This window comes from Sulfitobacter noctilucae (genome assembly GCF_000622365.1).
Lineage (GTDB): Bacteria > Pseudomonadota > Alphaproteobacteria > Rhodobacterales > Rhodobacteraceae > Sulfitobacter > Sulfitobacter noctilucae.
This window is the reverse complement of record NZ_JASC01000014.1, coordinates 1,263,035-1,287,114: the sequence shown is the minus strand read 5'-3', so window position 1 is coordinate 1,287,114 and position 24,080 is coordinate 1,263,035. Positions and strand designations below refer to the sequence as shown.

Sequence of the window (24,080 nt, the reverse complement as noted above, 5' to 3'; positions counted from 1 at the left end):
AATTGACTGCCCCCGCCCAAATGATACACGGGCCGGAACGAAGGAACCCTGCCATGAACATTTTTGCCCAAATTCGCAGCCTGATTATCGATACGCTTGACAGCATGGTCCGCGATGGCGACCTGCCTGCGGGGCTGAATTTTGACCCGATCACCGCAGAGCCGCCACGCGATGCGGCCCACGGAGATATGGCAACCAATGCTGCAATGGTGCTGGCCAAACCTGCCAAGATGAAACCGCGTGACATCGCCGATGCGCTGGCGGCAAAACTGCTGGCGGATGCACGGATCACCGCTGCCGATGTGGCGGGGCCGGGGTTTTTGAACCTGCGGCTGGCCCCGTCGGTCTGGCAGGCGGTCGCAGGAAAGGTGCTGGACGAAGGCACCGATTTCGGGCGCGGCTCTTTGGGACAGGGCCAAAAAGTCAATGTTGAATATGTCTCGGCCAATCCAACCGGCCCTTTGCATGTGGGCCACACGCGCGGCGCGGTCTTTGGCGATGCTTTGGCGTCGCTGCTGGATTTCGCAGGCTATGACGTGACGCGGGAATATTACATCAACGATGGCGGCGCGCAGGTGGACGTGCTCGCACGCTCCGTCTATCTGCGGTATTGCGAGGCGCATGGCCAGGAGGTCGCCTTTCCTGACGGCACATACCCCGGTGACTATCTGGTCGCGGTGGGTGAGGCGCTGAAAGACAAGGTCGGTGACGCCTATCTCGACAAGGGTGAGCAGTTCTGGATGGAAGACATCCGCGACTTTGCGACCGAGCAGATGATGGTGCTGATACGCAGCGATCTCAAAGCCTTGGGCGTCGAGATGGATGTGTTTTACTCCGAAAAGTCGCTCTATGGCACGGGCCGGATCGAGGCCGCACTGGAAGACCTCAAGAACAAGGGTCTGATCTATGAGGGCGTGCTGGAGCCGCCCAAAGGCAAGAAGCCTGAAGATTGGGAGCCGCGTGAGCAGACGCTGTTCAAATCCACCGAACACGGCGATGATGTGGACCGTCCGGTGATGAAATCCGATGGCGGATGGACCTATTTCGCGCCCGACATTGCTTATCACTATGACAAGGTGCAGCGCGGCTTTGATCAGTTGATCGACGTCTTCGGCGCGGACCACGGCGGCTATGTCAAACGGATGAAGGCGGCGGTCTCGGCGCTGTCCGATGGCAAGGTGCCACTGGATGTCAAGCTGACGCAGCTGGTGAAGCTGTTTAAGAACGGTGAGCCGTTCAAAATGTCTAAACGGGCAGGGACGTTTGTCACCCTGCGCGATGTGGTCGATCAGGTCGGCCCGGACGTCACGCGTTTTCACATGCTGACGCGCAAGAACGATGCGATGCTCGACTTTGATTTCGACAAAGTGCTGGAGCAGAGCCGCGAGAACCCCGTGTTTTATGTGCAATACGCTCATGCGCGGGTGGCATCGGTGCTGCGCAAAGCGGCCGAAGCGGGGATCACGGCGGATGATGCAACACTGGCCGCCGCAGACCTGAGCCTTCTGGATCATGACAGCGAATTGGGTCTCTTGCGCAAGCTCGCCGAATGGCCGCGGCTGGTAGAAACGGCAGCCCGCACAAACGAGCCGCACCGCGTGGCCTTTTACCTCTATGAACTGGCCGCAGACCTGCACGGGCTGTGGAACAAGGGCAACGAGGTGACCTCCCTGCGCTTCATTCAAGACGATGCGGCGATCTCTCAGGCAAAAATCGCCTTGGCACGGGCCACGGCGATTGTAATTGCTGCCGGTCTTGGTATTCTTGGGGTCAATCCGGCGGAAGAGATGCGATAACGCGCCACCCCGCCGATCGACAGGCAACCCCAAGACCAGACCCGCCGGGCAATGTATCCGCTGGGCAATGAGGCAAAGATGGCAGAATATACGTCTTCCCCGATGGCGGGGAGTTCATTTGACGAATCCGGCTTTGAGTTTGGATTAGGTGAACCTCGTAATCAATTGACAACATTGACCAACATCGCCGGCGCGGTGGTGTCTTTGGCGTTGATCGTGGGGATTGGTGTTTGGGGTTATAAACTGTTGCTGCGGGACGTGAGCGGCATTCCCGTGGTCCGCGCCGCCAGTGGCGAGATGCGCATCAGACCCGAAGAGCCGGGCGGCTCGCAGGCCAATCATCAGGGGCTTTCGGTTAATGCTGTGGCTGCGGTGGGCAGTGCTGCGGCACCTGCGGACCGGTTGATCCTGGCCCCGCGTCCGATTGATTTGACTGAAGAAGATAGCGTGATGCCCGCCGCGATGGTGACATCCAAGCCACAGGTTTCCGGGGCAGACAGCTCCAGCGACGTGTCCGAGGCGGCAATGCCGGTATTGAACGCTGACGAGGTGACCGCAGCGCTTGAGAGTGGCAATGTCGACGCCTTGGTGGCGGAACTGACCAACGGCGTGGCCCCGATGTCTGATCTGAGCGAGGCCAAAGAGAACGAGGTGGTTGCAGCCATCACCGAAACAGCCGTTGCCGAAGTGACCGAAGTCGAGCGCCAGATCGCCGCGCTGCGCACCGAACCTGGCGTCCGGCAATCGGCTCGCCCCAAGAAACGGCCTTCGAACCTTGCAACGGCAACGCCTGTAGCCTTCACGTCCGGAACAAATGTTGCGGCCACGTCTTCTGAAGAAATCGACGCCAACAGCTTGCCGTCAGGCACCCGCCTCGCGCAGTTGGGGGCTTTCGAGAGCGCAGCGGTTGCCCGCGAGCAATGGGACCAGTTGCACACACGTTTTGATGCCTATCTGACCGGCAAAAAGCGGATCGTGCAGAAAGCGACAAGTGGCGGGCGGGTGTTCTACCGTCTGCGGGCAATGGGGTTTGAAGATATCGCAGACGCGCGGCGGTTCTGCTCGGCCCTGGTGGCGGCAAACGCCGATTGCATCCCGGTCGTAACGCGCTGATGGCATTCGGTGCCACGATCATCGACGCGGATGGCTTACGGCTGAGGGCGGATGAAAAAGCGCTGTTTCGCGAAGTCGATCCTTTCGGGTTCATCCTGTTTGCGCGCAACATCGACACGCCGGAACAGGTTCATGCCCTGTGTTCCGAAATGCGAGAGGCTGTCGGGCGCGAAGCAATCATTACCATTGATCAGGAAGGAGGACGGGTGCAGCGCATGCGGGCACCGACCTGGCGTGAATGGGCACCACCGCTCGATTTCGTCGCGATTGCAGGTGCTCAGGCACCGCGCGCCATGTATCTGATGTACCGCATTATCGCAGCCGAACTGCGCGATGCGGGTGTGGACAGCAACTGTGCGCCCATGGTTGATGTGGCGGGGGCCCAAACCCACGAATTCTTGCGCAACCGGTGTTACAGCAGTGATCCGATGCGGGTGGCGGAACTGGGCCGTGCTGCGGCGCAGGGAATGCTGGCGGGCGGTGTGCTGCCGATCGTCAAGCACATTCCCGGACATGGTCGCGCCACGATGGACAGTCATTTTGATTTGCCCCGTGTAGGCGCGGCGCTGGAGGATCTGCGCGCTGTCGATTTCGCGCCCTTCAAGGCGCTGTCAGACCTGCCAATGGGCATGACTGCACATCTGGTCTATGACGCGCTCGACGATGCGCCCGCGACCCTGTCGCCGAAGGTGATGCAGGTGATCCGTGAGGATATCGGCTTTGACAACCTGATCATGACCGATGACATCTCGATGAAGGCGCTGTCGGGGTCGATGGTCGAGAACGCCACCGGATCGCTGGCTGCCGGATGCGACGTTGTGCTTCTGTGCAACGCTACACTGGAAGACCGCCGTGCGGTGGCCGAGGCCGCAGGCACCATGACAGATGCCGCGCAAATCCGTGCTGAACGGGCGCTTGGGATGCGCAAAACCCCCGATGACGTTGACATTCCGGCCCTTGAGCGCGAACTTGAAGCGCTTTTGGGCGGGGCGGTGCATGGCTGAGACCACATTCGAGGAAGATAGCGTTTCCGTCGCCGAACGGGTTGCCGCCGAGGCGCTGATCATCGACGTTGACGGCTTTGAAGGGCCGCTGGACCTGTTGCTGACACTCAGCCGCACGCAGAAGGTAGACCTGCGCAAAATATCTGTTCTACAGCTGGCGCGGCAATATCTGGCTTTTGTGGAAAAAGCCAAGGCGCTGCGGTTGGAACTGGCCGCCGACTATCTGGTGATGGCGGCGTGGCTTGCCTTCCTGAAATCCCGCCTGCTGCTGCCGCCCGATCCGACCGAAGAGGGGCCATCCGGCGAGGAACTGGCTGCGCATCTCGCCTTCCAGCTGGAGCGTTTGCAGGCAATGCGCGATGCCGCCGCGCGGTTGATGGCCCGCGACCAATTGGGCCGCGATTTCTTTGCTCGTGGTCAAACCCATGAAGTCGAACGCGTGCGCAAGGTGACCTATACCGCAACCCTGCTGGATCTGATGCAAGGCTATGCGCGGATCAGAACCAAGGACGAATTTCGCCCGTTCGTGATGGACCGCGATGCAGTCTTTACCATGGAACAGGCGCTGGATCGCATGCGCGGGCTGATTGGCTATGCCGGCGATTGGGGCGATCTGATGAGCTTTCTGCCCGAAGGCTGGGAGGCCGATCCAGTGCGGCGCCGCTCTGCCACGGCAGCAACCTTTGCGGCGTCATTGGAACTGGTTAAAGAGGGGCATCTGGAAATCCGGCAGTCGGAGACTTTTGCCCCGATCCAGCTTCGAAAAAGGGATGAGCCGCGTGGCGGATGATATTGAAGACACGGAAGAAAGCCTCTTTGAAGCCCCGCCACTGGCCGAACAAGAGCGCATGATCGAAGCGGTACTGTTCGCCACGTCAGAGCCGATCACGTTGAAGGAACTGGAAGCGCGGATGCCCCATGGCTGCGATGCTGCCGAGGCAATGGTTTATCTGCGCAAACGCTACGAAGGGCGCGGCGTGCAGGTTGCGCGGATCGGTGACGGCTATGCCATGCGGACCGCGGCCGACCTGGGGTTCCTGATGCAGAAAGAGACCGTCGAGGTGCGCAAACTCAGCCGTGCCGCGATCGAGACACTCGCGATCATTGCCTATCACCAGCCGGTCACCCGTGCCGAGATCGAGGAAATCAGGGGCGTTTCCGTGTCGCGCGGCACGGTGGACCAATTGCTGGAAATGGAATGGATCCGCTTTGGGCGCCGCAAGATGACGCCGGGGCGGCCTGTGACCTTCGTGGTTACGCAGACTTTCCTTGATCATTTCGGGCTGGAAAATGCCCGCGATCTGCCGGGGTTGAAGGAATTGCGCTCCGCGGGCTTGCTGGAAAACCGTCCACCGCCGGGCCTTGGGCCACAGGTGGGCGACGGCGAGGACGAGGAAGAAGCCACAGAAGGCCAGTCGGAATTATTCGAAGATTAAGTGAGCAATCGCTGCGGGGGCCTGAAAAACGCCTCATTCCATGCTATATAGAGGTTTGAGGCAGAAGAGGATCAGTCAATGAACCAGATCATCAATATGATCATCCGTCAGGTGATGAACCAGGTAATCCGCCGCGGCATAAGCGCCGGTTTTGACCGAATGGGCAATGGGTCCCGCAAGGGGAACAATCAGCCGGCGGATGCGCTGGATGACAACGGCAATCCGGTGCAACCGCAGATGACCCAGGCCGAGCGGCAACAGAAGCGACAGGCGCAACAGACCGCTGGACGCGGCAAGCAATCGTTGAAAGCGATGCGTAAGATCAGTCGCTTCTGAGGCGAACTTCATCTAGGACTTGAAGTGCTTGGACAGTTTAAGCCCCTGTCCTTGGTAATTCGATGCAAGGTCGGCACCGTAAAGCTGTGTCGGGGCGTCGATCATACGTTCATAGACCAACCGTCCGACAACCTGCCCATGCTCCAGCACAAAGGGCGCTTCGTGGCAGCGGACTTCCAACACACCGCGTGATCCGGCGCCGCCCGCCTTCGCATAGCCGAAACCGGGATCGAAAAAGCCCGCGTAATGCACTCTGAACTCACCCACCATCGCAAGATAGGGAGCCATCTCGGCGGCATAGGCGGGCGGGATCGTGACCGCTTCGCGGCTGACAAGGATATAAAAGGCACCGGGGTCGAGGATGATCTGACCGTTGGTCGTATGCACCTCTTCCCAAAACTCGCGGGGGTCATAGTGCCCAATGTTATCAAGGTCGATGACACCGGTATGCGGTTTCGCGCGGTAACCGACCAGCGTGGTGCCGGGAAGGCGCAAATCAACGGAGAAGCCGAGACCATCGTCGATCACCGCATCGCCATCGACCAGCGGGGTTTCAGCGTGCAGCTCATGCAGTGCAGCGTCGTCCAGTACTGCATCGCCTTGCCCAAACCGAATCTGGTTGAGCCGCATCCCCGGACGCACCAGAACGGAAAAAGAGCGCGGGCAAATTTCAGCATAAAGTGGTCCTGAATACCCCGCGCCGATGCGGTCAAATTCGGTGCCGCCATCGGTAATCGTACGGGTCAGCAGATCAAGCCGCCCGGTCGAGCTTTTGGCATTGGCGACGGCTGAAACATCGGCGGGCAGGGCCAGTGATTCCATCAGCGGGACCACATATACACAGCCTTTTTCCAGCACTGCGCCGCCGGTCAGATCGACCTCGTGCATCTGAAACTCGTCCAGGCGGTCGGCGACCGTCGCGGATTTGCCGGTCAGAAAGGACGCGCGGACGCGAAAGGCACGCGTACCGAGCCGCAAATCAAGGCTGGCAGGCTGAATTTGCGCATCGGTCACGGCGGGGCTGGCGGCAATCTCGCCTTTTGTGATCATCTCCGAGATCAACTGGTTGGGGATCACGCCCTGCATCTGTGCTGCCTTTCAAAAACCAAACGCCCGCTGGCCCAGAGGGCAGCGGGCGTTGGATATATGTCGGTTGGTCGGGCTAGCAGGACTCGAACCTGCGACCTTCCGTCCCCCAGACGGACGCGCTACCAGGCTGCGCCATAGCCCGACATGGGGGCGTTCATACCTGATCTTGGCAGGCGTGCAAGAGATAAGTCGATGCAATAACACGGGATCAGGCGTTTGGCCCGCCGCCTTTGCGCCGCGCAGCCATCGAATCGCGCAAGATCACCAGTTTGTCGAGCAGCGGGGCGATTTTGCGGGCCTGTTCGTGGTTCAGGTGGCGGGTGGCGTGCACCGTGCTGAGGATCGAAGGCGCAGCGGCGATCTGGTCATGTGGCGTGAGGGGAGGCACGTCGATGACACGCGGCACAGGGGCAGGGGGAGGTGCAGGTTCTGTCGGTTCAACTTGCGTCGATTCGCTTTCTGTCTCGGTCTCTGCCTCGGCAGCAGGCGGAGTGTTGTCCTCAGGCACAGGTTGGTCCGGCATGAGGCGTCGCAGGAAGGCGGGTAAGGACGCGCCGTCGCTTTCATCTGGCTCTTCCGGCTCGGCCTTCTCGCCCTGTTCGGCAGGCTCTGTTGGTTCGGGCGATGGCTCAGCTCTTGCCTGTTGCAAGTCTGGCTCCAGCGGGGCCGTCTCCGTTGTCTCTTGCGTTAATTCTACTTCTTCATCCGTTGCGGCAGCCACCGGTGGTTCAAGCGCTTCTTCTGCACTCTTGTCTTCTGCGATCATTTCCCGAGGGGCGGTCTCGGCTGGTTCAACAGACTCTGCGGCTTCTGGTTCATCCTGTTCAGGCTCGGCTGCGGTAATTTCCGGCTCTGACGGCACCTCATCCACAGGCGGTTGCGGGGCCGGTTCTGCGATCTGAATATTCTCGGCTTCAGGGACAGTTGTTTTGTCGCCCCCATCGGAAACCGGTTCAGCTTCGGGCGTGGCAGTCTCGATGGGCGCAGATATTGGTTCATCCGGCTGCGCTGCAGCAGGTGCTTCGGTCTTAACAGGCTCCACCACGTCCTCTACCACAACCTCAGCCGGAGCTTCGGGCGCTGACGCGGCTTCGGTTTTCTGCGGCGGGCTTTCAAAGCTCAGGACGACGCCGGTTTCTTCGGCGGGTTCTTCGGGAACGTCGATAAAGGTTGCCTCGGGTACGTCTTCCATTTGGGACTGGGTCAGTTCATCCAGGGGTTGCGACAAGGCAGAAACATGGCTCATGCCTTCCTCGCGCAGAATTTTCTGAACGCCTTTGATGGTCAGACCATCTTCGTGCAGCAATTGCTTGATGCCGCCCAGCAGCAGCATATCGCCGGGCCGGTAATATCGGCGCCCGCCGGCACGTTTGACGGGTCGGACTTGGGTGAATTTGCTCTCCCAAAAGCGCAGGACATGGGCCTGGATGCCCAGCCAATCAGCAACTTCGGAGATCGTGCGAAAGGCGTCTGGCGACTTGCCCATCAGATCAGGACTTGTTGCCGTCGGCGACCCGGTCCTTCATCAGGTGAGAGGGCCGAAACGTCAGGACGCGGCGTGGGTTGATCGGAACCTCTTCACCGGTCTTGGGGTTGCGGCCAACACGAGCCGTTTTATCGCGCACGGAAAAGGTACCGAAAGAGGAGATTTTGACCTGCTCACCGCTCACAAGTGCGTCCGACATGTGGTCCAGCACGGATTCGACAAGCTGTGCGCTTTCGTTGCGCGACAGTCCGACTTCGCGGAAGACGGCCTCGCTCAGGTCCATCCGCGTGAGTGTTTTATTCGACATAACGTCCCCCAAGTATTTGAGACACCATAGACGTGCAAAAAATTCAGAGTCAATGTTAACGGCTTGCGACGGCGTCTTTATGCTTCGCTTGAAGGGGTTAGGCCCTGTAGCTGATCACCAGCGCAGCACCACCGCGCCCCAGGCAAGCCCGCCGCCGATGGCTTCGGTCACGATCAGGTCACCGGGTTTGATCTGGCCGCGGTCGCGTCCCACGGACAGCGCCAGCGGGATCGAGGCGGCAGAGGTGTTGCCGTGGTCCTGCACAGTCACCACAACCTTGTCCATTGGCAGATCAAGCTTCTTGGCCGTGCCCTGAATGATGCGGATGTTTGCCTGATGCGGCACGATCCAATCGACGTCCGCGGCTGTGACACCTGCACGTTCCATCGCGGTGCTCGCCGTTGCGGCCAGTTTGGCGACCGCGTGGCGGAACACCTGATTGCCCTGCATGCGCAGATAGCCCGTGGTGCCCGTGCTGACGCCGCCATCGACATAGAGCAGTTCGCGGTGGCGCCCGTCTGAATTCAGGTCGGTAGCCAGAATTCCGCGATCTGCGGGCGTGCCGGTGCTGTCCTGCGCCTCAAGCACAAGCGCGCCTGCGCCGTCCCCGAACAGGACGGAAGTCGAACGATCGGACCAGTCCATAATCTTGCTGAACGTCTCGGACCCGATCACCAGAACGCGGGTCGCCTGACCCGAAGCGATGAGCGCGTTGGCATTGCTGAGCGCAAAGACAAACCCTGCACAAACGGCTTGCACATCAAAGGCATAGCCCCGTGTCATGCCCAATTGGTCCTGCACCATCGTCGCGGCAGAGGGGAAGGTAAAGTCAGCAGTCGACGTCGCTAGAATGATGGCGTCGATGTCATCGGCTTCCAATCCCGCATCGTTCAGTGCAGCGGTTGCGGCGGCTGTGGCCATGGTCGATGTCGTCTCGCCGTCAGAGGCGAAATGACGCCGCTCGATGCCGGACCGGCTTCTGATCCATTCGTCATTGGTGTCGAGCGTTGCCTCGAACTCGACATTCTCGACAACACGCTGGGGCAGGTAATGACCGCTGCCAACAACAACGGCGCGGGGAGGGAAGGTGGCTGTCATTCAGGTGTCTCTTCGGCAGGCAGGGTCGCGGCGACGCGGGCAGCGAGCTTGTCATTGAATTGGTTCTCCGACAATTGCGCGGCCAGTTTGATCGCCGCTGAAATGCCGGTAGCATCCGCTGCACCATGGGATTTAACCACTGTACCATTCAACCCCAAAAAAACGCCGCCATTCACGCGGCGCGGGTCGATCTTCTGGCGCAGCCGCACAAGCGATGTATAGGCCAGCAGCGAGGCCAGTTGAGACAGGAATGAGTATTTGAAGGCTTCGCGCAGGCGTTGGCCGATCAGGCTGGCAGTGCCTTCGCCGGTTTTGATCGCGACATTACCTGTAAAGCCATCGGTCACGATGACATCCGCACTGTCACCCGAGATGTCACCTCCTTCGACAAAGCCGACGAACTCATAGCCCGCATCTGCCTCGTGCGAACGAATCAGATCATGGGCTTCTTTCAGCTCGGTCCGGCCTTTGTGTTCTTCGGTGCCGACATTCAAAAGACCAACACGCGGGCTGGCGATGTCCATCCCGTTGCGGGCATAGGACACGCCCATCAACGCAAAGCGCAGCAAATCATCGGCATCGGCGCGGATATCGGCACCGACGTCCAGCATGACATTAAAGCCCTGTTTGTTGGCGGACGGATATAGCACCGCGATCGCAGGGCGGTTCACCCCCGGCAGCTTGCGCAGACGAATCATGGAGATCGCCATCAACGCGCCCGTATTGCCGCAAGACACCGCGACAGCGGCCTCTCCGGCACGAACGGATTCGATGGCGGACCACATGGAGGTTTCCTTGCCACTGCGCACTACGGCGCTCGGCTTGTCATCCATCGTGACAACACCACTGGCGTGACGCACTTCGCAGCGGCCAGCAAGCTCACGGCTTTTAGCGACAAGGGGTTCAAGCGAGGCTTGATCCCCGTGCAGCACAAAAGCGATATCGGCATTGATGCGGGCAGACAAAGCACAACCGGCAACCACGGCTGCCGGTCCTTCGTCGCCACCCATGGCGTCGACAGAAATCAAAGTGCGCCCGTTGGATCGGGCAGGGGCGTTCGCGGATCGATGATCGGTCTGGGCCGTCATGGGTGCGAATGCCTCTTATGATCTGCGAAAGACGTGTGCGTCAGCTTACGCCGCGTCGTCTTCCAGGTCGATTTCTTCTGTCAGTGCGACGATTTCTTTTTCGTCATAGTGACCGCAAGACGCACAGATGTGGTGTGGACGCTTCAGTTCACCGCAGTTGGAACATTCGTTCGGGTTCGCAGCGGTAAGCGAATCGTGCGCACGGCGGTTGTTGCGGCGCGACTTGGAGACTTTATTCTGCTGGACAGCCATGACTGGTGCCTTTGTTATTCGGGGGGCGCAGGCGCAATAGGCAACAGGCCCCGTGTTTCGATGTACCCCGGGTCGGGTGTGTCGCCGCTTTAGGCAAAGCAGCGGACGATGTCCAACCTTAATTGGGATGAGAAGCGCAAAATACTGCGAAACAGAGCGAAGGCAAGCCGATAGTGGGCCCTTTCACCGTGTATCACGCCTTATCCGGATCAAGGCTGTCTTTTAGTGCGGCGAGGCCTGCAAAGGGACGGGCGTCTTCATCCGTCATCGGCTTTTCGCCCGGCTTGGTATAAACGAGCTGGCCCAGCTCGGCATCGTCCTTGCGCGGATAGTCCGGCACGGCCAGCGCCAGTGCTTCCAGCATGACAACGGCAGGATCAATCCAGGTGCGCAACGGCTCGACGGTATCATCCTCGGGCATTTCGACTTCGGGATCATCCGGATCGCTCCAGTCACTGACAAACTGGCGGGTCACATTAACGTCAATGCGGGTCGTGACCGGCTCAAGCGTCACAACGCAGGGCTGTGTCACCGTAGCACCCAGTTGGGCTTCCAAGGTCCAATCGGTAGCCCCCAAAGGCCGGATACTGCCTTGAAAGCTCAGTTTACGCAGACCCAGCAGGTCCAACTCATCCGCAATCATCTTCATCTGACCGGCTTCAGGACGCAGGGCAAAGCCGTTCTCATCTGTCTGAGAAAGCTCCGAGACGCGCAGGGCGGTATCACTTGGGGGCAGTTGTGCCATATCTGGTCTACTTTCGTTTCTTGAACACAAGGTGCAGCATGGTGTATGCGAGATAAAAGCCGTGAGTTCCAAGGGCAAGAGGGCAGACCAAATGAAGATCATCCAAAGCTCTCTTAGCAGGACTGCGCTTGCTGGTACATTGGCTGTCGGCATGATGCTGTCGGGCTGTGCGCCGCAGTACAGCAATCACGGGTATATCCCACCCGAAGATCAGTTGGAGCAACTCGTTGTCGGACGCGATACGCGCGAAACGGTTGCGGAAAAAGTCGGCGTGCCAGCGTCATCGGGCGTTCTGAATTCCGGTGGCTATTACTACGTCAGCACCCGAAAGCGCACCATCGGGCCGCTGGCCCCGCAAGAGATCGAGCGCGAAGTGCTGGCGATCAGCTTTAGCGAAAGCGGTGTGGTGCAAAATATAGAACGCTTCGGGTTGGAACGGGGCCGGGTGGTTCCGCTATCGCGTCGGGTGACCGATTCTGCGGTGGTCGACAAATCCTTCCTGCGCCAACTTCTGGGCAACCTGGGCCGCTTCAATCCAGCGGGTCTTGGGGGCTGATCGGGTGGGCCGACGGCACCTTGTAGGCTGAGGCACGATGAGCGTTGCCGCACTAGGCCGCTATTCTGTGCGGCAGGCTGAAACGGCCGAGGAAATCGCCCAAGCTCAAGCACTACGCGCACGCTGCTTTGGACTGCCGCAGCCCCGTGACCAGGATACCTTTGACGCCCGCAGCACGCATATGCTGGTTCATGACCGGACCGACGGGGCCTTGGTCTGTTGCTATCGTGTGCAGGCGCTGGAGGGCCGCAGCCTTGCCCAAAGTTATGCCGCCCAATTTTATGAACTGAGCGCATTGGCGCGCTTTGAGGGCAAAATGTTGGAGCTGGGCCGTTTTTGCGTCGCTCCCGAGCGGTGCGACCCCGATATTGTGCGGGCCGCATGGGCTGCACTGACCGATTATGTGGACCGGCGCGATATAAAGCTGCTATTTGGCTGTTCGTCCTTTGCGGGCACCGAAACGGAAAGCTATCTAGACGCCTTTGCGATGCTGCGCGCCCGCCATCTGGCACCAAGCCGCTGGTTGCCGCGAGTCAAGGCACCCGATGTCTTTCGCTATGCCGCACGGCTGCGGCGCAAACCTGATCTGCGCAGGGCGATGCTCAAGATGCCGCCTCTGTTGCGCACCTACTTGCTGATGGGCGGGTGGGTCAGCGACCATGCGGTGGTGGACCGGCAAATGAACACACTGCATGTTTTTACCGGGCTCGAGATTGCCGCGATCCCCGAAAACCGCAAACGACTGCTGCGCGCTTTGGTCTAGCTGGGCCGAAGGGTGATTGACCCGGACCAGCGAGGCAGGTAGCAGCCGCACATGGCACGCGCACCTCTTTTACAACTCAACGAAATTTCCCTGACATTCGGGGGCGATCCCGTTTTTGACGGTCTGTCTTTGGTGATCCAGCCGGGTGACCGGGTGGCGCTGGTGGGCCGCAACGGATCGGGCAAATCGACACTGATGAAGGTGATGGCCGGTCTGGTCGAACCCGACAGCGGTGACGTCATTGCAGGGCCGGGTGTTTCGGTCGGCTACATGGAACAGGACCCCGATTTAAGCGGCTATGAGACATTGGGCGAGTTTGCGTCCGCCACGCTCGAGCCGTCAGAGATGTATAAGGTGGAGCGCGCGGGCGAAGGGCTGAAGTTTGACCCCGATCGCCCCGTAGACACCGCCAGCGGTGGCGAACGGCGGCGTGCCGCCTTGGCCCGGCTGATGGCGGAAGAGCCTGAACTGATGCTGCTGGACGAGCCCACAAACCACTTGGACATCGAAGCGATCCGCTGGCTGGAAGACGAGTTGAAGGGCACCCGCACGGCCTTTGTGATCATCAGCCACGACCGCGCCTTTTTGCGTGAGCTTACCCGCGCAACCCTTTGGATCGACAGGGGAATAGTCAAGCGGCAGGAAAAGGGATTTGGCGCTTTTGAGGCCTGGCGCGATCAGGTCTGGGAAGAGGAAGACACCCAGCGGCACAAGCTGAACCGCAAGATCAAGGCCGAGGCGCGGTGGGCGGTCGAGGGTATCTCGGCGCGGCGTAAGCGCAATCAGGGCCGGGTGCGCGCGTTGCAGGATTTACGCGCGGAACGGGCTAGCCAGATTAACCGACAGGGTGCCGCCGCGATGGCGCTGGACGCAGGCCCGAAATCGGGCCGCAAGGTGATGGAAGCCGTCGGCATCAGCAAGCGGTTCGACGACAAGGTGATCCTGCGCGACTTCTCCCTCAAGGTGCAGCGCGGCGACCGGATCGCATTGGTGGGACCGAATGGCGTTGGTAAAACCACGCTGCTCAACATGCTGATTGGCAAGGAAGAGCCCGACACGGGAACCGTAAGCCTTGGCACCAATCTGGCGCTGGCGCTGTTCGATCAGGCGCGCGCGCAGTTGGATGGCGACATGACACTTTGGGAATCGCTGACGGGCGACCCGGAAATGCGGGTGTCGGGCAAGGCGGACCAGATCCTTGTGCGCGGTCAGCCCAAACACGTGGTTGGCTACCTCAAGGAATTTCTGTTCGACGAAGGACAGGCGCGCGCACCTGTGCGGTCCCTTTCAGGCGGCGAAAAGGCTCGGCTGTTGCTGGCCAAGATCATGGCACGCGAGAGCAACCTGCTGGTGCTGGACGAACCGACCAACGATCTTGACGTAGAAACCCTTGATTTGCTTCAGGAACTTCTGGGCCAATATGACGGCACCGTAATCCTTGTCAGCCACGACCGGGATTTCCTGGACCGGGTCGCGGCCACCACCATCGCGATGGAGGGTGACGGGCGGGCCACGGTCTATGCGGGCGGGTGGTCCGATTACCTGTCACAGCGCGGACAGGACGATTTCGCGGAAAGTGTGACAGAGACCAAAAAGGCTGCCGTGGCCAAAGCGGAGCCGAAGAAGGCCGAGAAGAAGGGCCTGAGCTTTACCGAAAAACACCGTTTGGAAGCCTTGCCCGCTGAGATGGAACGGTTGACGGCAGAGATTGGCAAGCTCGAAGAGCTTTTGGCCGATCCTGAACTATTCACGGCCTCTCCGGTCAAGTTCAACAAAGCCACGCAAGCCCTTGTAGAGCGTCAGGAAAAGCTGGCCGCTTCGGAAGAAGAGTGGCTTTTGCTGGAAGAAAAAGCCGAAAGCTAACGCCGGGCAAAGGGTGCCCAGTAAAGATGGGTGCCGCCGGTGTTCCGGCGCAGGCCACCGCTGCGCAGCTTGAAACGGTCAAGTCCGGGTGTGCGGTTGTCCAAGACCCCCAGATGCAATTCCCTATACCCTTCATGCGCAAGGTACTGGCCTGCTCGCCACAAAAGAAGGTTGTGAGCACAGAATCTGCGGCCTTGAGTCGTGATGTGACCCAGATGATATGTCGCCGCCGTGCCATGAGTGAAAAACACCATATGAGCAATTGAGCGACCCGCATGGCTTGCCCGAAACACATGCGTTTGCGCCGGGGCAGCTGCGGCAAAGGCGGCGGTGAGCGGTGGAGGCCAATTGGCGTAGCCGCGCTGCTTTGCCTGATTGCTCTCGAGCGCCAGAACCTCGCCATCCGGATTGGCCTCTAAAGGCGTGCGCGTCACGGTAAGGTCAAAGGTTTCGGCGCGTCTTAACTGGTTACGCCATTTGGGGTGCATCCGTGCCCGGCTGCCCGCTTTGCTGCCCGTCAGACTAAGCACGCAGACTTCACGGGGCTGCAGCACCGGCAAGCTGCGCGGCAGGGCGCAGGGGGTGTCGGGGGACAAGATCACCGGACAGCGCTGCAGGCTAATCGCGGCAAGCTGGTTAGGCAGATCAGGCGGCGGAATGGCGCGGGGCAGCATCAGTACCCTCACACCCGCAATGCGCCTTTGCAGCAACATTAAACCGCAGGGCAGGTGCAGCGGCTCTTGTCCGCACAACTGCAATGCCCGCGCAAACGCGGGATCCTGCATCAGCGCCCGATCGGGCAGGCGGGCTACATCGAACATAGGTCCGATGAAGCCTGACGTTGGTTAAGGTGACGTTAAGGTCGGCTTAGCCGAGTTGAACCAATGCATGGCGCTTCTTGCCCGCGCTCAGTTTGATCGGGCTGGAAAGCGTAGCGGCGTCGATCATCCGCCCCGCGTCCGTCAGCGGCGCATCGTCCAGCTTGGCACCATTTTCAGAAATCAAACGCTTTGCCTCTTTGCCCGACCCGGCAAGCCCGGTTTTGACCAGAAGCTGCACGATCGAGATGCCATCGCCGACCTCTTCCGTACTCAGCGTTAGGGTTGGCAGATCATCACCTACGCCGCCCTTTTCGAACACCTCCCGCGCCGTGGCTTCGGCCGCCTGCGCCGCTTGAGCGCCGTGCAACAGGGTGGTGACCTCATTAGCGAGAATAATCTTGGCGGCATTGATTTCAGAGCCTTCCAAAGCACCCAGCCGTTTGCATTCGTCTACCGGAAGTTCCGTGAACAATTTCAGGAACTTGCCCGTATCGGCATCAGTGGTGTTGCGCCAGAACTGCCAGAATTCATAAGGGCTCAGCATATCGCCATTGAGCCAGATCGCGCCGCCTTGGGATTTGCCCATCTTGCGCCCGTCAGAGGTGGTCAAGAGCGGCGTCGTCAGCCCGAATATCTGATTATCGAGCACCCGGCGTGTCAAATCGATGCCGTTGACGATATTGCCCCATTGGTCCGATCCGCCCATTTGCAGCAAGCAACCGTAACGGCGGTTCAATTCCAGAAAATCATAGGCCTGCAGGATCATGTAGTTGAACTCAAGAAACGAGAGCGACTGTTCGCGGTCCAACCGGGATTTCACGCTTTCAAAGCTGAGCATCCGGTTCACGCTGAAATGTCGCCCAATGTCGCGCAAGAAATCGAGGTAGTTAAGTGTATCAAGCCATTCGGCATTGTTCAGCATCAACGCATCGGTCTTTGCATCGCCGTATTGCAAATATTTTTCAAAAACCTGCTGCATGCCCTGAATGTTCGCGTCAATCTGCTCTGGCCCGAGCAAGGGACGCTCGTCACTGCGGAAAGAGGGGTCGCCGACCTTTGTTGTGCCGCCGCCCATCAGGGTAATGGGTTTGTGCCCGCATTTTTGCAGCCAACGCAGCACCATGATATTCATCAGGTGACCCACATGCAGTGATTTTGCCGTAGCATCATAGCCTATGTAGGCGGGTACAACCCCGGCAGCAAAGGCGTCATCCAGCCCTTGATAATCGGTGCAATCGGCCAGAAAGCCGCGCTCCGTCATCACCGCGATGAACTCCGATTTGGGGTGGTACGTCATATCACTTGCCTCAGGCTTGGTTTGCGGGGCATCTATAGGCCCAAAGAGGGGCCAAGGGAAAGGCCCGCAAGCAAGGCAGGCAGTAAATGGGCAGTGCGATTGGTAAAGAGGGACCGGTGCGGGCTTTGGGCGCGATGTCGGGCACCTCGCTCGACGGCGTGGATGCGGCCGTGCTGGTCACGGATGGTCGCGGTATTGTCAGCTTTGGGGAAACTGATTACCGGCCTTATACGGTGCAGGAACGCGCCACGATTGCTGCGGGATTCGGCAAATGGCATGGGCCAGAGGTAGAGGCGGCGGCAAAGGTGGTTGAGGAGGCGCATATCGCCTTGCTGGATCCGATGCCGCGCCCTGAACTTATCGGGTTTCATGGCCAGACACTGGCCCATGCGCCGCGGATGCAAGGCACATTGCAGGTGGGCGACGGCGCGTTGTTGGCCGAAACGCTGGGCTGCCCGGTGGTCTGGGATTTCCGGAGCGCTGATGTGGAGCTGGGCGGCGAGGGCGCTCCGCTGGCCCCGTTCTTTCACCACGCCTGCGCGAGATACGCGCGGCTGACGGCACCGGTCGGGTTTCTGAACCTTGGCGGTGTGGGCAACTTGACCTGGGTCGACCCGACCAAAGCCGCGCCAGAACAGGAAGGCGCTTTGCTGGCTTTTGATACAGGGCCCGCGAATGCGCCGCTGAACGATCTGATGCAGAGCCGCCTTGGTCTGCCTTACGACGACGGCGGCCAATTGGCAGCACGCGGCGATGTAGAGCAGGGCGCGTTGGAGTTGTTTCTGGCCGAGCCATATTTCGCGCGAATCCCGCCAAAGTCACTGGACCGCAACGATTTTGCCGAGATGGTGGCGCTTGTGGGTGAGTTGTCCGACGCCGATGCCGCCGCGACCCTGACTGCGATGTGTGCCGCAGGCGTGGCCGAAGCGATGCAGCACTGCCCCCAACTGCCGTCCCGTGTCTTTGTGACAGGGGGCGGGCGCAACAATCCGGTGCTGATGCAGATGCTGAGTGTCAGCCTTGATTGCCCGGTGGTGCCTATTGAAGAGATCGGGCTGGATGGCGACATGCTTGAGGCGCAGGCCTTTGCCTATCTTGCGGTACGGGTGGCGCGCGGGTTGCCCACGTCCTGTCCCGGCACGACGGGCGTACGTGCAGCTGTGGGGGGCGGCACGGTCAGCCTGCCTTCACCGTGATAGAGATTTGACGTAGTCGCCGGAAAACTCTGCGTACCCGTTGCTCACAGACTTCAGATGCGGCTGCATACTTTCGTGCAACTTCGGTAAAGCGTGAAACGGCACCATCGGCATGGCGTGGTGTTCCGCGTGAAAGGGCATGTTCCACGCCAGAAAACGCACCAGACGGTTGGTCATGGTGGTGCGGGTATTCTCCAACATGTTGGCGACGGGTGGGCAGTGGCCGTGTTCGGCTAGAAGATAGAGCCGCAGAAGCGGCTGTCCGATCAGCGCGGGGACAATTAGCAGCCAAAGCACAAGCGGGCTGAACAGCAAGGATAGGCCCAGCAGGGCGTAGCACGCCAGCAGTACCCGCGCCTCGCGCCGCATTGCACCATGTTTGCGAGGTGGCAGGTAGGGCGCATCAATGGTGCTGAAGGCGTTGCGCCATGTGATACGGGCATTCGCGCTCCAATACCCCCAGCCGCTGAGATAGGTCAGATAGCTGCGCCAGGTTTCAGGCCGGCCACCGCCCGCGATTTCGGGATCACGGTCCGGATCATTGGTCCATTTGTGGTGCGCAAGGTGGAAGTACCGAAACCAGGTGAAGGGCAATAGCAGCGGGAGCGATACCAGATGCCCCACCCAATCGTTCAACGGCCGATATGCAAAAGGTGTGGCATGGGTGCATTCATGGCTCAGCGTGAACAGGAACACCATGGCGATGCCGTAGGGCAGCAGCATCAGCCCCCAAAAGGGCAGTGCGAATACGATCCAGAGCGCCATAATGACAATCGCGCCAAGGTGCCCCGCCAGATGCCACAACCCTTTCAGGTTTGACCGCGCGTGCAGCGCCTCTTTCTCGTCGGGACTAAGCTTGGCGATGAACGCGGTGTGATCCATGTCCGTTACAACGCGCGCGCATAGAACAAAAGCTCGGGCAGAACTTCGGAGGGGATGGGCTGATACGGACCGCAGGCCGTAAAACCGAGACGGGTATAAAGCCGTTGCGCCGCATGCAGGGACTTGGACGTGTCGAGCACGACCCGCTTATACCCATCAGTCTTGGCCTGCGCGATCAGGGCCGTACAAATATCGGCCGCCACGCCTCTGCCACGTGCCGCATCGGACACGAAAACGCGCTTGATCTCAGAGGTTTGCGCATCAAGCGCATGTGTCATGCCGCAACCCAAGGGGGTGCCCTCTGCGCCTCGGGCGAGGAGGATAATCCCCGTGGGCCGTGCGTGAAGGCGAGGCAGGTCGTCCATCAACGCGGTGTAGGTATCCACCGGATAAAAGGTCTCGGTAATCTCCCGATCTATTGCTGAATTGCCCAGCAGAAAGTCGCGATAGGCCCAGCATAGGGTGCGGACAGCCGCGAGATCGGCGGCGGCTGTCACCTGATGCAGGGTCGCTTTGATCATGCTAGGGGCGATGCCTCACTTCAAAATACTACGGCCCGCGAACTGTGCCGTCTCGCCCAGCATTTCTTCGATGCGAATCAACTGGTTGTATTTCGCCAGCCGGTCAGAGCGGGCCAAGGAGCCTGTTTTGATCTGGCCGCAATTGGTGGCCACGGCGAGGTCTGCAATCGTGGCATCTTCGGTTTCGCCCGAGCGGTGTGACATCACGTTGGTGAAGCCCGCGCGGTGCGCCATATCGACGGCTTGCAAGGTTTCGGTCAGCGTGCCGATCTGGTTGACCTTAACCAACATAGAGTTGGCCGAGCCGCGTTTGATGCCTTCGGCCAGACGGGCAGGGTTGGTTACAAAGAGATCGTCGCCCACCAGTTGCACTTTGTCGCCCAGCTTGTCGGTCAGGGCTTTCCAGCCGTCCCAATCGTCTTCGGACATGCCGTCTTCGATGGAGATGATCGGGTAGTCGTTCACCAAAGCCGCTAGGTAGTCGACATTCTCGGCGCTGCTGAGGGATTTGCCTTCGCCTGAAAGTTCGTACTTGCCGCCTTTGTAGTATTCTGTCGCGGCGCAATCGAGGGCGAGATAGATATCCTCGCCCGGCTTGAAGCCTGCTTTTTCAATGGACTTCAAAATGAAATCAAGGGCGTCGCGGGTGGAGCTGATGTTGGGGGCAAAGCCGCCTTCGTCACCGATGCCCGTGGACAGGCCCGCTGCGGTCAGCTCTTTCTTCAGCGTGTGGAATACCTCGGCGCCCATGCGCACGGCCTCGCGGATGTTGTCGGCGGCCACCGGCATGATCATGAATTCCTGAATGTCGATGGGGTTGTCTGCATGTTCGCCACCGTTGATGATGTTCATCATCGGCACGGGCAGCACGCGGGCCGAGGTGCCGCCCACATAGCGGAACAAGGGCTGTGCGCAGGCGTCCGCTGCGGCATGAGCCGCCGCCAGCGACACGCCTAAAATTGCATTCGCACCCAGACGGGATTTGTTATCGGTGCCGTCCAGTTCGATCATGATCTCGTCGATTTCGACCTGCTCTGTCGCGTCGATGCCCACCAGCGCCTCGGCAATCTCTCCGTTCACGGCGGCGCAGGCTTCCAGCACGCCCTTGCCCATATAGCGCGCCTTGTCGCCATCGCGCCGCTCGACGGCCTCATAGGCACCGGTAGAGGCACCCGAAGGCACGGCGGCGCGGCCCATTGTGCCGTCCTCAAGCGTCACGTCGACCTCGACCGTGGGATTGCCCCGACTGTCGAGGATTTCGCGGGCGTGGATGTCGATGATCGTGCTCATGGGCTCTGGTCCTTCTGGCGCTGCGTTGCAGGCCTTCTAGCGCGGGCAGGCGGAGTTGAAAAGCCGTTCGAGGGATCCCGTTAGAGGATCACCTTGACCCTGCGTTCACGCCAGACCGTGTAGATGCCTGATGCCACGATGATTGCCGCGCCCAATAATGTCATCGCGTCCGGCGTTTCGCCAAAGACGCTCACGCCGATCACCAGCGCGAAAAGCAGGCGCGCATAGCGAAAGGGCGTGACAAAGCTGACATCACCCACGCGCATCGCCGCCACGATCGCATAATAGGCAAACAGCCCGATCGACAGGGCGGAGACAAAATACAGCCAGTTGCCCGCTGGCATGTTGTGCACCGGCGTGCCCGTGAACCATATCATGAACAGCCCTGATGGGATGATCACCACAAATCCAAGAAAGCTCAGTTGCATAGAAGAGATCGTCTCGGGCACCCGCCGTGTGGCCAGATCGCGCAGGGCGAGGCAAAAGACAGCGCCCAAGGCCAGAAGCGACAGCAATTCAAAGCTTTCCATGCCAGGGCGGATGATCAGGATCACGCCCATCAGACCGACGATAATCGCGCTCCACCGCCGCCAACCAACGGGTTCAGCCAGAAACAGTGCCGCGCCCAGCGTGACGACCAGCGGCGTTGCCTGCAGGATGGCCGAGGCACTGGACAGAGGGGTCAGCACGATGGCTGAAATGAAGAACAACGTGCCAATCATTTCGCCCAGAGCACGCAAGAGTATGGGCAAAGTCAGCATGTCGCGCGAAAATAAAGCGCGGCCCTGCGCCAGAACCACGACAGCAAAGACACAAGCGCCGCCAATCCCCAGCATCAAAAGGATCTGGCCCACACCAATCGTGTCGGCCAACAGCTTGATGAACATGTCCTCAAGGGCAAAGCCCAGCATGGCCAGCACCATCAAGCCGGCCCCGCGCATATTGTCCATCTGATTTCCTTACCGGCCTGTTCACCGCAGGGATGGAGGGTTTGCGCGGCAATGACAAGAGAGCCGCTATCAGCTCTTCTTCACCGGCACTCCGTAAAGTTCCATCCGGTGCCCGCGCAACTCGTATCCAAGCTTGGCCGCGATCCGCTCCTGCAAAGCTTCAATCTCGGGATCGACAAATTCGATCACTTCGCCCGAATTCATATCGATCAGGTGATCGTGGTGGTCGCGCTCTGCGTCTTCATAACGGGCGCGGCCATCGCCGAATTCCAGCTTGTCGAGGATTCCGGCTTCTTCAAACAGCTTCACTGTCCGGTAAACCGTCGCAATAGAAATGCCGCTATCGCGCCCTGACGCGCGGGCATACAGCTCTTCGACATCGGGGTGGTCTTCGCTGCCTTCGATCACCTGCGCGATGATACGGCGCTGACCGGTCATACGCAGACCCATGTCCTCGCAGCGTTTGATGATAGATCTGTTCACGCGGCACCCCCGGATCTTGTCGTGGGGCGGATGTAGCGAGATTTGCCCAAAGGTGCCACAGGTTTTCCCACAGGCGGTTGACTTCTGCACCCCGGTGCCCCATCTGGAGGTCAAGCGATGCCTTCTGCCGCGTGAGCAGTGCCAGACCCCGCAAGAGTGGTCAGGCTGACAAGGCCCGCCGATGTTCCCAAAATCACGCGTGGGGCGCAGCGCGACGGACAGGCATTGGGCATTTGGCCCCTGCCTGCGATCCGATTTCGCGTGACCCTGACGGTGCGCGCCGCGTGCCGATGCGATGGCATGTGGAGCTTCCGCATGCGGAAAGAAGATATATGAGCGATTTTGACATGATGGGCCTGCCGGCCAAACTGGTGGCACGGCTGCATGAAATGGGTCTGAAAGACCCGACACCGATCCAGAAACAGGCGATTCCCCATGCGCTGAATGGGCGTGATGTGATGGGTCTGGCCCAGACCGGCACGGGCAAGACAGCGGCCTTTGGTGTGCCACTGGTGGCGCAGATGCTGGAAGACCCCCAGCGCCCCGCGCCGAAACATGTACGTGCGCTGGTGTTGGCACCGACGCGCGAATTGGCGCAACAGATCATGCAGAACCTCAAGGGTTTCTGCGAAGGCACTGCACTTAAAGCACAAATGGTGGTTGGTGGTCAGTCGATCAATCCGCAGATCAACCGTTTGTCGAAGGGCGTCGATATGTTGGTGGCGACACCGGGTCGTTTGCTGGATCTGCTTGACCGCAAGGCTGTGCGCCTAGATGCGACAACCTTTCTGGTGCTCGACGAGGCGGACCAGATGCTCGACATGGGCTTCATCCATGACCTGCGCAAAATCTCGGCCATGATCCCGAAAAACCGCCAGACGATGCTGTTCTCGGCCACCATGCCCAAGCTGATGAACGAGATTGCGAATAGCTACCTCAACAGCCCGATCCGCATCGAAGTTTCGCCTCCGGGCAAGGCGGCAGACAAGGTGACCCAAGAGGTGCACTTCATCGCGAAAGCGGAGAAGACATCGCTGTTGCAGGAGCTGTTGGCCAAGCATAAGGGCGAGCGGGCGCTGGTCTTTGGCCGCACCAAGCATGGTTCTGAAAAGCTGATGAAAACACTCGTGAAAGCGGGTTTTGATGCCGCGTCGATCCACGGCAACAAGTCGCAGGGCCAGCGCGACCGCGCCATTGCGGGCTTCAAATCGGGTGAGATCACCGTGCTGGTGGCCACGGATGTGGCTGCACGGGGTCTGGATATCCCGGACGTAAAGCACGTTTATAACTTTGATCTGCCCAACGTGCCGGACAATTATGTGCACCGGATCGGCCGTACTGCGCGTGCGGGAAAAGACGGCGCTGCAGTAGCGTTCTGCGCACCTGACGAGATGGGCGAGTTGATCGCCATTCAGAAGGTGATGAAGATCCGTATCCCCGTGGCCTCGGGCCGTCCCTGGGAAGGCGCGGAGATTGAAGAAAAGCCCAAGCAACAGCGTGGCCGGGGTCGGGGTGGCAAGCCCGGTGGCGGCGGTGGCCGTCCGCAAGGCGGCGGCGGGCAGGGTGCTGGCAAGCCCGGCGCTGGACGCAGACGGCGTCGCGGCGGCGGGGGCGGCAAGCCCGGCGGTCAACAAGCGGCCTGAGTTATTAGCTAACCATATGAATAAGAAACGCCCCGAAGTTCATTCGGGGCGTGTTGCATTTCAGG

The 24,080-nt window shown here is 60.0% G+C and carries 25 protein-coding genes and 1 tRNA gene; 11 read left to right on the top strand and 15 right to left on the bottom strand.

Going from position 1 to position 24,080, the window contains the following annotated elements; genetic code table 11:
• Positions 1–53 precede the first annotated feature (53 nt).
• The 6 genes from argS to Z945_RS20545 all read left to right on the top strand — a co-directional run bounded on the left by argS (position 54) and on the right by Z945_RS20545 (position 5,685).
• Positions 54–1,796, top strand: a complete 1,743-nt coding sequence (argS, locus tag Z945_RS0116425) for an arginine--tRNA ligase (RefSeq protein WP_025053695.1) — start codon at positions 54–56, stop codon at positions 1,794–1,796.
• Between the two features lie 78 nt (positions 1,797–1,874).
• Complete coding sequence (locus Z945_RS0116420; RefSeq protein ID WP_241434517.1) at positions 1,875–2,909, top strand: SPOR domain-containing protein; 1,035 nt, start codon at positions 1,875–1,877, stop codon at positions 2,907–2,909.
• On the top strand, positions 2,909–3,913 hold the full coding sequence (gene nagZ / locus Z945_RS0116415) for a beta-N-acetylhexosaminidase (protein WP_025053185.1): 1,005 nt from the start codon (positions 2,909–2,911) through the stop codon (positions 3,911–3,913). The genes Z945_RS0116420 and nagZ overlap by 1 nt, the downstream gene beginning before the upstream one ends.
• A complete protein-coding gene (locus tag Z945_RS0116410) occupies positions 3,906–4,703 on the top strand; it encodes a segregation and condensation protein A (protein ID WP_025053184.1) in 798 nt (265 codons plus the stop codon). Before nagZ ends, Z945_RS0116410 begins: the two co-directional genes overlap by 8 nt.
• Positions 4,693–5,349, top strand: a complete 657-nt coding sequence (scpB, locus tag Z945_RS0116405; RefSeq protein WP_025053183.1) for an SMC-Scp complex subunit ScpB — start codon at positions 4,693–4,695, stop codon at positions 5,347–5,349. The genes Z945_RS0116410 and scpB overlap by 11 nt, the downstream gene beginning before the upstream one ends.
• 78 nt (positions 5,350–5,427) lie before the next feature.
• The gene (locus tag Z945_RS20545) at positions 5,428–5,685 is read left to right on the top strand and encodes a hypothetical protein (RefSeq protein WP_152541141.1); all 258 of its coding nucleotides are present in this window, start codon (positions 5,428–5,430) and stop codon (positions 5,683–5,685) included.
• A gap of 12 nt (positions 5,686–5,697) precedes the next feature.
• Here Z945_RS20545 and Z945_RS0116395 read toward each other — a convergent pair whose 3' ends face one another.
• The 8 genes from Z945_RS0116395 to Z945_RS0116360 all read right to left on the bottom strand — a co-directional run bounded on the left by Z945_RS0116395 (position 5,698) and on the right by Z945_RS0116360 (position 11,750).
• Entirely contained in the window at positions 5,698–6,771 is a 1,074-nt protein-coding gene (locus tag Z945_RS0116395; protein ID WP_025053181.1) for a 2'-deoxycytidine 5'-triphosphate deaminase, read from the bottom strand.
• A 68-nt stretch (positions 6,772–6,839) separates the two neighbouring features.
• Positions 6,840–6,916 (bottom strand) — tRNA-Pro (locus Z945_RS0116390).
• A gap of 66 nt (positions 6,917–6,982) precedes the next feature.
• Positions 6,983–8,260: a MerR family transcriptional regulator gene (locus Z945_RS20890; RefSeq protein WP_025053180.1), complete on the bottom strand. Its 1,278-nt coding sequence runs from the start codon at positions 8,258–8,260 to the stop codon at positions 6,983–6,985.
• Positions 8,261–8,264: 4 nt separating this feature from the next.
• Positions 8,265–8,567 carry an integration host factor subunit alpha gene (gene ihfA / locus Z945_RS0116380; protein ID WP_025053179.1) on the bottom strand — a complete coding sequence of 101 codons (303 nt, stop codon included), beginning with the start codon at positions 8,565–8,567 and terminating at the stop codon, positions 8,265–8,267.
• A gap of 114 nt (positions 8,568–8,681) precedes the next feature.
• Positions 8,682–9,665, bottom strand: a complete 984-nt coding sequence (locus Z945_RS0116375) for a beta-ketoacyl-ACP synthase III (protein WP_025053178.1) — start codon at positions 9,663–9,665, stop codon at positions 8,682–8,684.
• Positions 9,662–10,753 (bottom strand): phosphate acyltransferase PlsX, encoded by a 1,092-nt coding sequence (plsX, locus tag Z945_RS0116370; protein WP_025053177.1) that lies wholly within the window; start codon positions 10,751–10,753, stop codon positions 9,662–9,664. The genes Z945_RS0116375 and plsX overlap by 4 nt, the downstream gene beginning before the upstream one ends.
• Positions 10,754–10,798: 45 nt before the next feature.
• Entirely contained in the window at positions 10,799–11,005 is a 207-nt protein-coding gene (gene rpmF / locus Z945_RS0116365) for a 50S ribosomal protein L32 (protein WP_025053176.1), read from the bottom strand.
• Positions 11,006–11,198: 193 nt separating this feature from the next.
• Positions 11,199–11,750: a YceD family protein gene (locus tag Z945_RS0116360; RefSeq protein ID WP_037971116.1), complete on the bottom strand. Its 552-nt coding sequence runs from the start codon at positions 11,748–11,750 to the stop codon at positions 11,199–11,201.
• 91 nt (positions 11,751–11,841) lie between these two features.
• Between Z945_RS0116360 and Z945_RS0116355 the strand changes: the two genes are divergently transcribed.
• From Z945_RS0116355 to Z945_RS0116345, 3 genes are read left to right on the top strand one after another with little or no spacing between them, the layout of a single operon-like run.
• Positions 11,842–12,306 (top strand): outer membrane protein assembly factor BamE, encoded by a 465-nt coding sequence (locus Z945_RS0116355; RefSeq protein WP_025053174.1) that lies wholly within the window; start codon positions 11,842–11,844, stop codon positions 12,304–12,306.
• Between the two features lie 37 nt (positions 12,307–12,343).
• Positions 12,344–13,069, top strand: a complete 726-nt coding sequence (locus Z945_RS0116350) for a GNAT family N-acetyltransferase (RefSeq protein WP_025053173.1) — start codon at positions 12,344–12,346, stop codon at positions 13,067–13,069.
• Between the two features lie 51 nt (positions 13,070–13,120).
• Complete coding sequence (locus Z945_RS0116345) at positions 13,121–14,932, top strand: ABC-F family ATP-binding cassette domain-containing protein (protein WP_025053172.1); 1,812 nt, start codon at positions 13,121–13,123, stop codon at positions 14,930–14,932.
• Here Z945_RS0116345 and Z945_RS0116340 read toward each other — a convergent pair.
• Positions 14,929–15,753 carry a GNAT family N-acetyltransferase gene (locus Z945_RS0116340; protein WP_025053171.1) on the bottom strand — a complete coding sequence of 275 codons (825 nt, stop codon included), beginning with the start codon at positions 15,751–15,753 and terminating at the stop codon, positions 14,929–14,931. The genes Z945_RS0116345 and Z945_RS0116340 overlap by 4 nt on opposite strands.
• Before the next feature lie 46 nt (positions 15,754–15,799).
• Positions 15,800–17,050 carry a tyrosine--tRNA ligase gene (tyrS, locus tag Z945_RS0116335; protein ID WP_025053170.1) on the bottom strand — a complete coding sequence of 417 codons (1,251 nt, stop codon included), beginning with the start codon at positions 17,048–17,050 and terminating at the stop codon, positions 15,800–15,802.
• A gap of 86 nt (positions 17,051–17,136) precedes the next feature.
• On the opposite strand from tyrS, the gene Z945_RS0116330 reads away from it, so the two are divergent.
• A complete protein-coding gene (locus tag Z945_RS0116330; RefSeq protein WP_025053169.1) occupies positions 17,137–18,246 on the top strand; it encodes an anhydro-N-acetylmuramic acid kinase in 1,110 nt (369 codons plus the stop codon).
• Here Z945_RS0116330 and Z945_RS0116325 read toward each other — a convergent pair.
• From Z945_RS0116325 to Z945_RS0116305, 5 genes are all read right to left on the bottom strand, one after another.
• Positions 18,238–19,128 (bottom strand): fatty acid desaturase, encoded by an 891-nt coding sequence (locus Z945_RS0116325; protein ID WP_025053168.1) that lies wholly within the window; start codon positions 19,126–19,128, stop codon positions 18,238–18,240. The two genes, Z945_RS0116330 and Z945_RS0116325, sit on opposite strands and share 9 nt — an antisense overlap.
• Positions 19,129–19,133: 5 nt before the next feature.
• A complete protein-coding gene (locus tag Z945_RS0116320) occupies positions 19,134–19,649 on the bottom strand; it encodes a GNAT family N-acetyltransferase (protein WP_025053167.1) in 516 nt (171 codons plus the stop codon).
• Positions 19,650–19,664: 15 nt separating this feature from the next.
• Complete coding sequence (gene eno, locus Z945_RS0116315; protein WP_025053166.1) at positions 19,665–20,939, bottom strand: phosphopyruvate hydratase; 1,275 nt, start codon at positions 20,937–20,939, stop codon at positions 19,665–19,667.
• Positions 20,940–21,019: 80 nt separating this feature from the next.
• Positions 21,020–21,889, bottom strand: coding sequence for a DMT family transporter (locus Z945_RS0116310; RefSeq protein ID WP_025053165.1), 870 nt, complete (start codon positions 21,887–21,889; stop codon positions 21,020–21,022).
• A gap of 69 nt (positions 21,890–21,958) precedes the next feature.
• Positions 21,959–22,339: a Fur family transcriptional regulator gene (locus tag Z945_RS0116305; RefSeq protein WP_420911464.1), complete on the bottom strand. Its 381-nt coding sequence runs from the start codon at positions 22,337–22,339 to the stop codon at positions 21,959–21,961.
• Positions 22,340–22,704: 365 nt separating this feature from the next.
• On the opposite strand from Z945_RS0116305, the gene Z945_RS0116300 reads away from it, so the two are divergent.
• Positions 22,705–24,015 (top strand): DEAD/DEAH box helicase, encoded by a 1,311-nt coding sequence (locus Z945_RS0116300; protein WP_025053163.1) that lies wholly within the window; start codon positions 22,705–22,707, stop codon positions 24,013–24,015.
• Positions 24,016–24,080: the final 65 nt, after the last annotated feature.

Bases quoted from the DNA above. Each gene is read 5' to 3' on its own strand.
- Z945_RS0116395 (WP_025053181.1), bottom strand. From the start codon at position 6,771: ATGCAGGGCGTGATCCCCAACCAGTTGATCTCGGAGATGATCACAAAA.
- argS (WP_025053695.1), top strand. From the start codon at position 54: ATGAACATTTTTGCCCAAATTCGCAGCCTGATTATCGATACGCTTGAC.
- Z945_RS0116310 (WP_025053165.1), bottom strand. From the start codon at position 21,889: ATGGACAATATGCGCGGGGCCGGCTTGATGGTGCTGGCCATGCTGGGC.
- Z945_RS0116330 (WP_025053169.1), top strand. From the start codon at position 17,137: ATGGGCAGTGCGATTGGTAAAGAGGGACCGGTGCGGGCTTTGGGCGCG.
- eno (WP_025053166.1), bottom strand. From the start codon at position 20,939: ATGAGCACGATCATCGACATCCACGCCCGCGAAATCCTCGACAGTCGG.
- Z945_RS0116350 (WP_025053173.1), top strand. From the start codon at position 12,344: ATGAGCGTTGCCGCACTAGGCCGCTATTCTGTGCGGCAGGCTGAAACG.
- Z945_RS0116420 (WP_241434517.1), top strand. From the start codon at position 1,875: ATGGCAGAATATACGTCTTCCCCGATGGCGGGGAGTTCATTTGACGAA.
- Z945_RS0116320 (WP_025053167.1), bottom strand. From the start codon at position 19,649: ATGATCAAAGCGACCCTGCATCAGGTGACAGCCGCCGCCGATCTCGCG.
- Z945_RS0116355 (WP_025053174.1), top strand. From the start codon at position 11,842: ATGAAGATCATCCAAAGCTCTCTTAGCAGGACTGCGCTTGCTGGTACA.
- Z945_RS0116325 (WP_025053168.1), bottom strand. From the start codon at position 19,128: ATGGATCACACCGCGTTCATCGCCAAGCTTAGTCCCGACGAGAAAGAG.
- tyrS (WP_025053170.1), bottom strand. From the start codon at position 17,050: ATGACGTACCACCCCAAATCGGAGTTCATCGCGGTGATGACGGAGCGC.
- Z945_RS0116340 (WP_025053171.1), bottom strand. From the start codon at position 15,753: ATGTTCGATGTAGCCCGCCTGCCCGATCGGGCGCTGATGCAGGATCCC.
- Z945_RS20890 (WP_025053180.1), bottom strand. From the start codon at position 8,260: ATGGGCAAGTCGCCAGACGCCTTTCGCACGATCTCCGAAGTTGCTGAT.
- Z945_RS0116410 (WP_025053184.1), top strand. From the start codon at position 3,906: ATGGCTGAGACCACATTCGAGGAAGATAGCGTTTCCGTCGCCGAACGG.
- Z945_RS0116345 (WP_025053172.1), top strand. From the start codon at position 13,121: ATGGCACGCGCACCTCTTTTACAACTCAACGAAATTTCCCTGACATTC.
- Z945_RS0116300 (WP_025053163.1), top strand. From the start codon at position 22,705: ATGAGCGATTTTGACATGATGGGCCTGCCGGCCAAACTGGTGGCACGG.
- rpmF (WP_025053176.1), bottom strand. From the start codon at position 11,005: ATGGCTGTCCAGCAGAATAAAGTCTCCAAGTCGCGCCGCAACAACCGC.
- plsX (WP_025053177.1), bottom strand. From the start codon at position 10,753: ATGACGGCCCAGACCGATCATCGATCCGCGAACGCCCCTGCCCGATCC.
- Z945_RS0116360 (WP_037971116.1), bottom strand. From the start codon at position 11,750: ATGGCACAACTGCCCCCAAGTGATACCGCCCTGCGCGTCTCGGAGCTT.
- Z945_RS20545 (WP_152541141.1), top strand. From the start codon at position 5,428: ATGAACCAGATCATCAATATGATCATCCGTCAGGTGATGAACCAGGTA.
- nagZ (WP_025053185.1), top strand. From the start codon at position 2,909: ATGGCATTCGGTGCCACGATCATCGACGCGGATGGCTTACGGCTGAGG.
- Z945_RS0116375 (WP_025053178.1), bottom strand. From the start codon at position 9,665: ATGACAGCCACCTTCCCTCCCCGCGCCGTTGTTGTTGGCAGCGGTCAT.
- Z945_RS0116305 (WP_420911464.1), bottom strand. From the start codon at position 22,339: ATGGGTCTGCGTATGACCGGTCAGCGCCGTATCATCGCGCAGGTGATC.
- ihfA (WP_025053179.1), bottom strand. From the start codon at position 8,567: ATGTCGAATAAAACACTCACGCGGATGGACCTGAGCGAGGCCGTCTTC.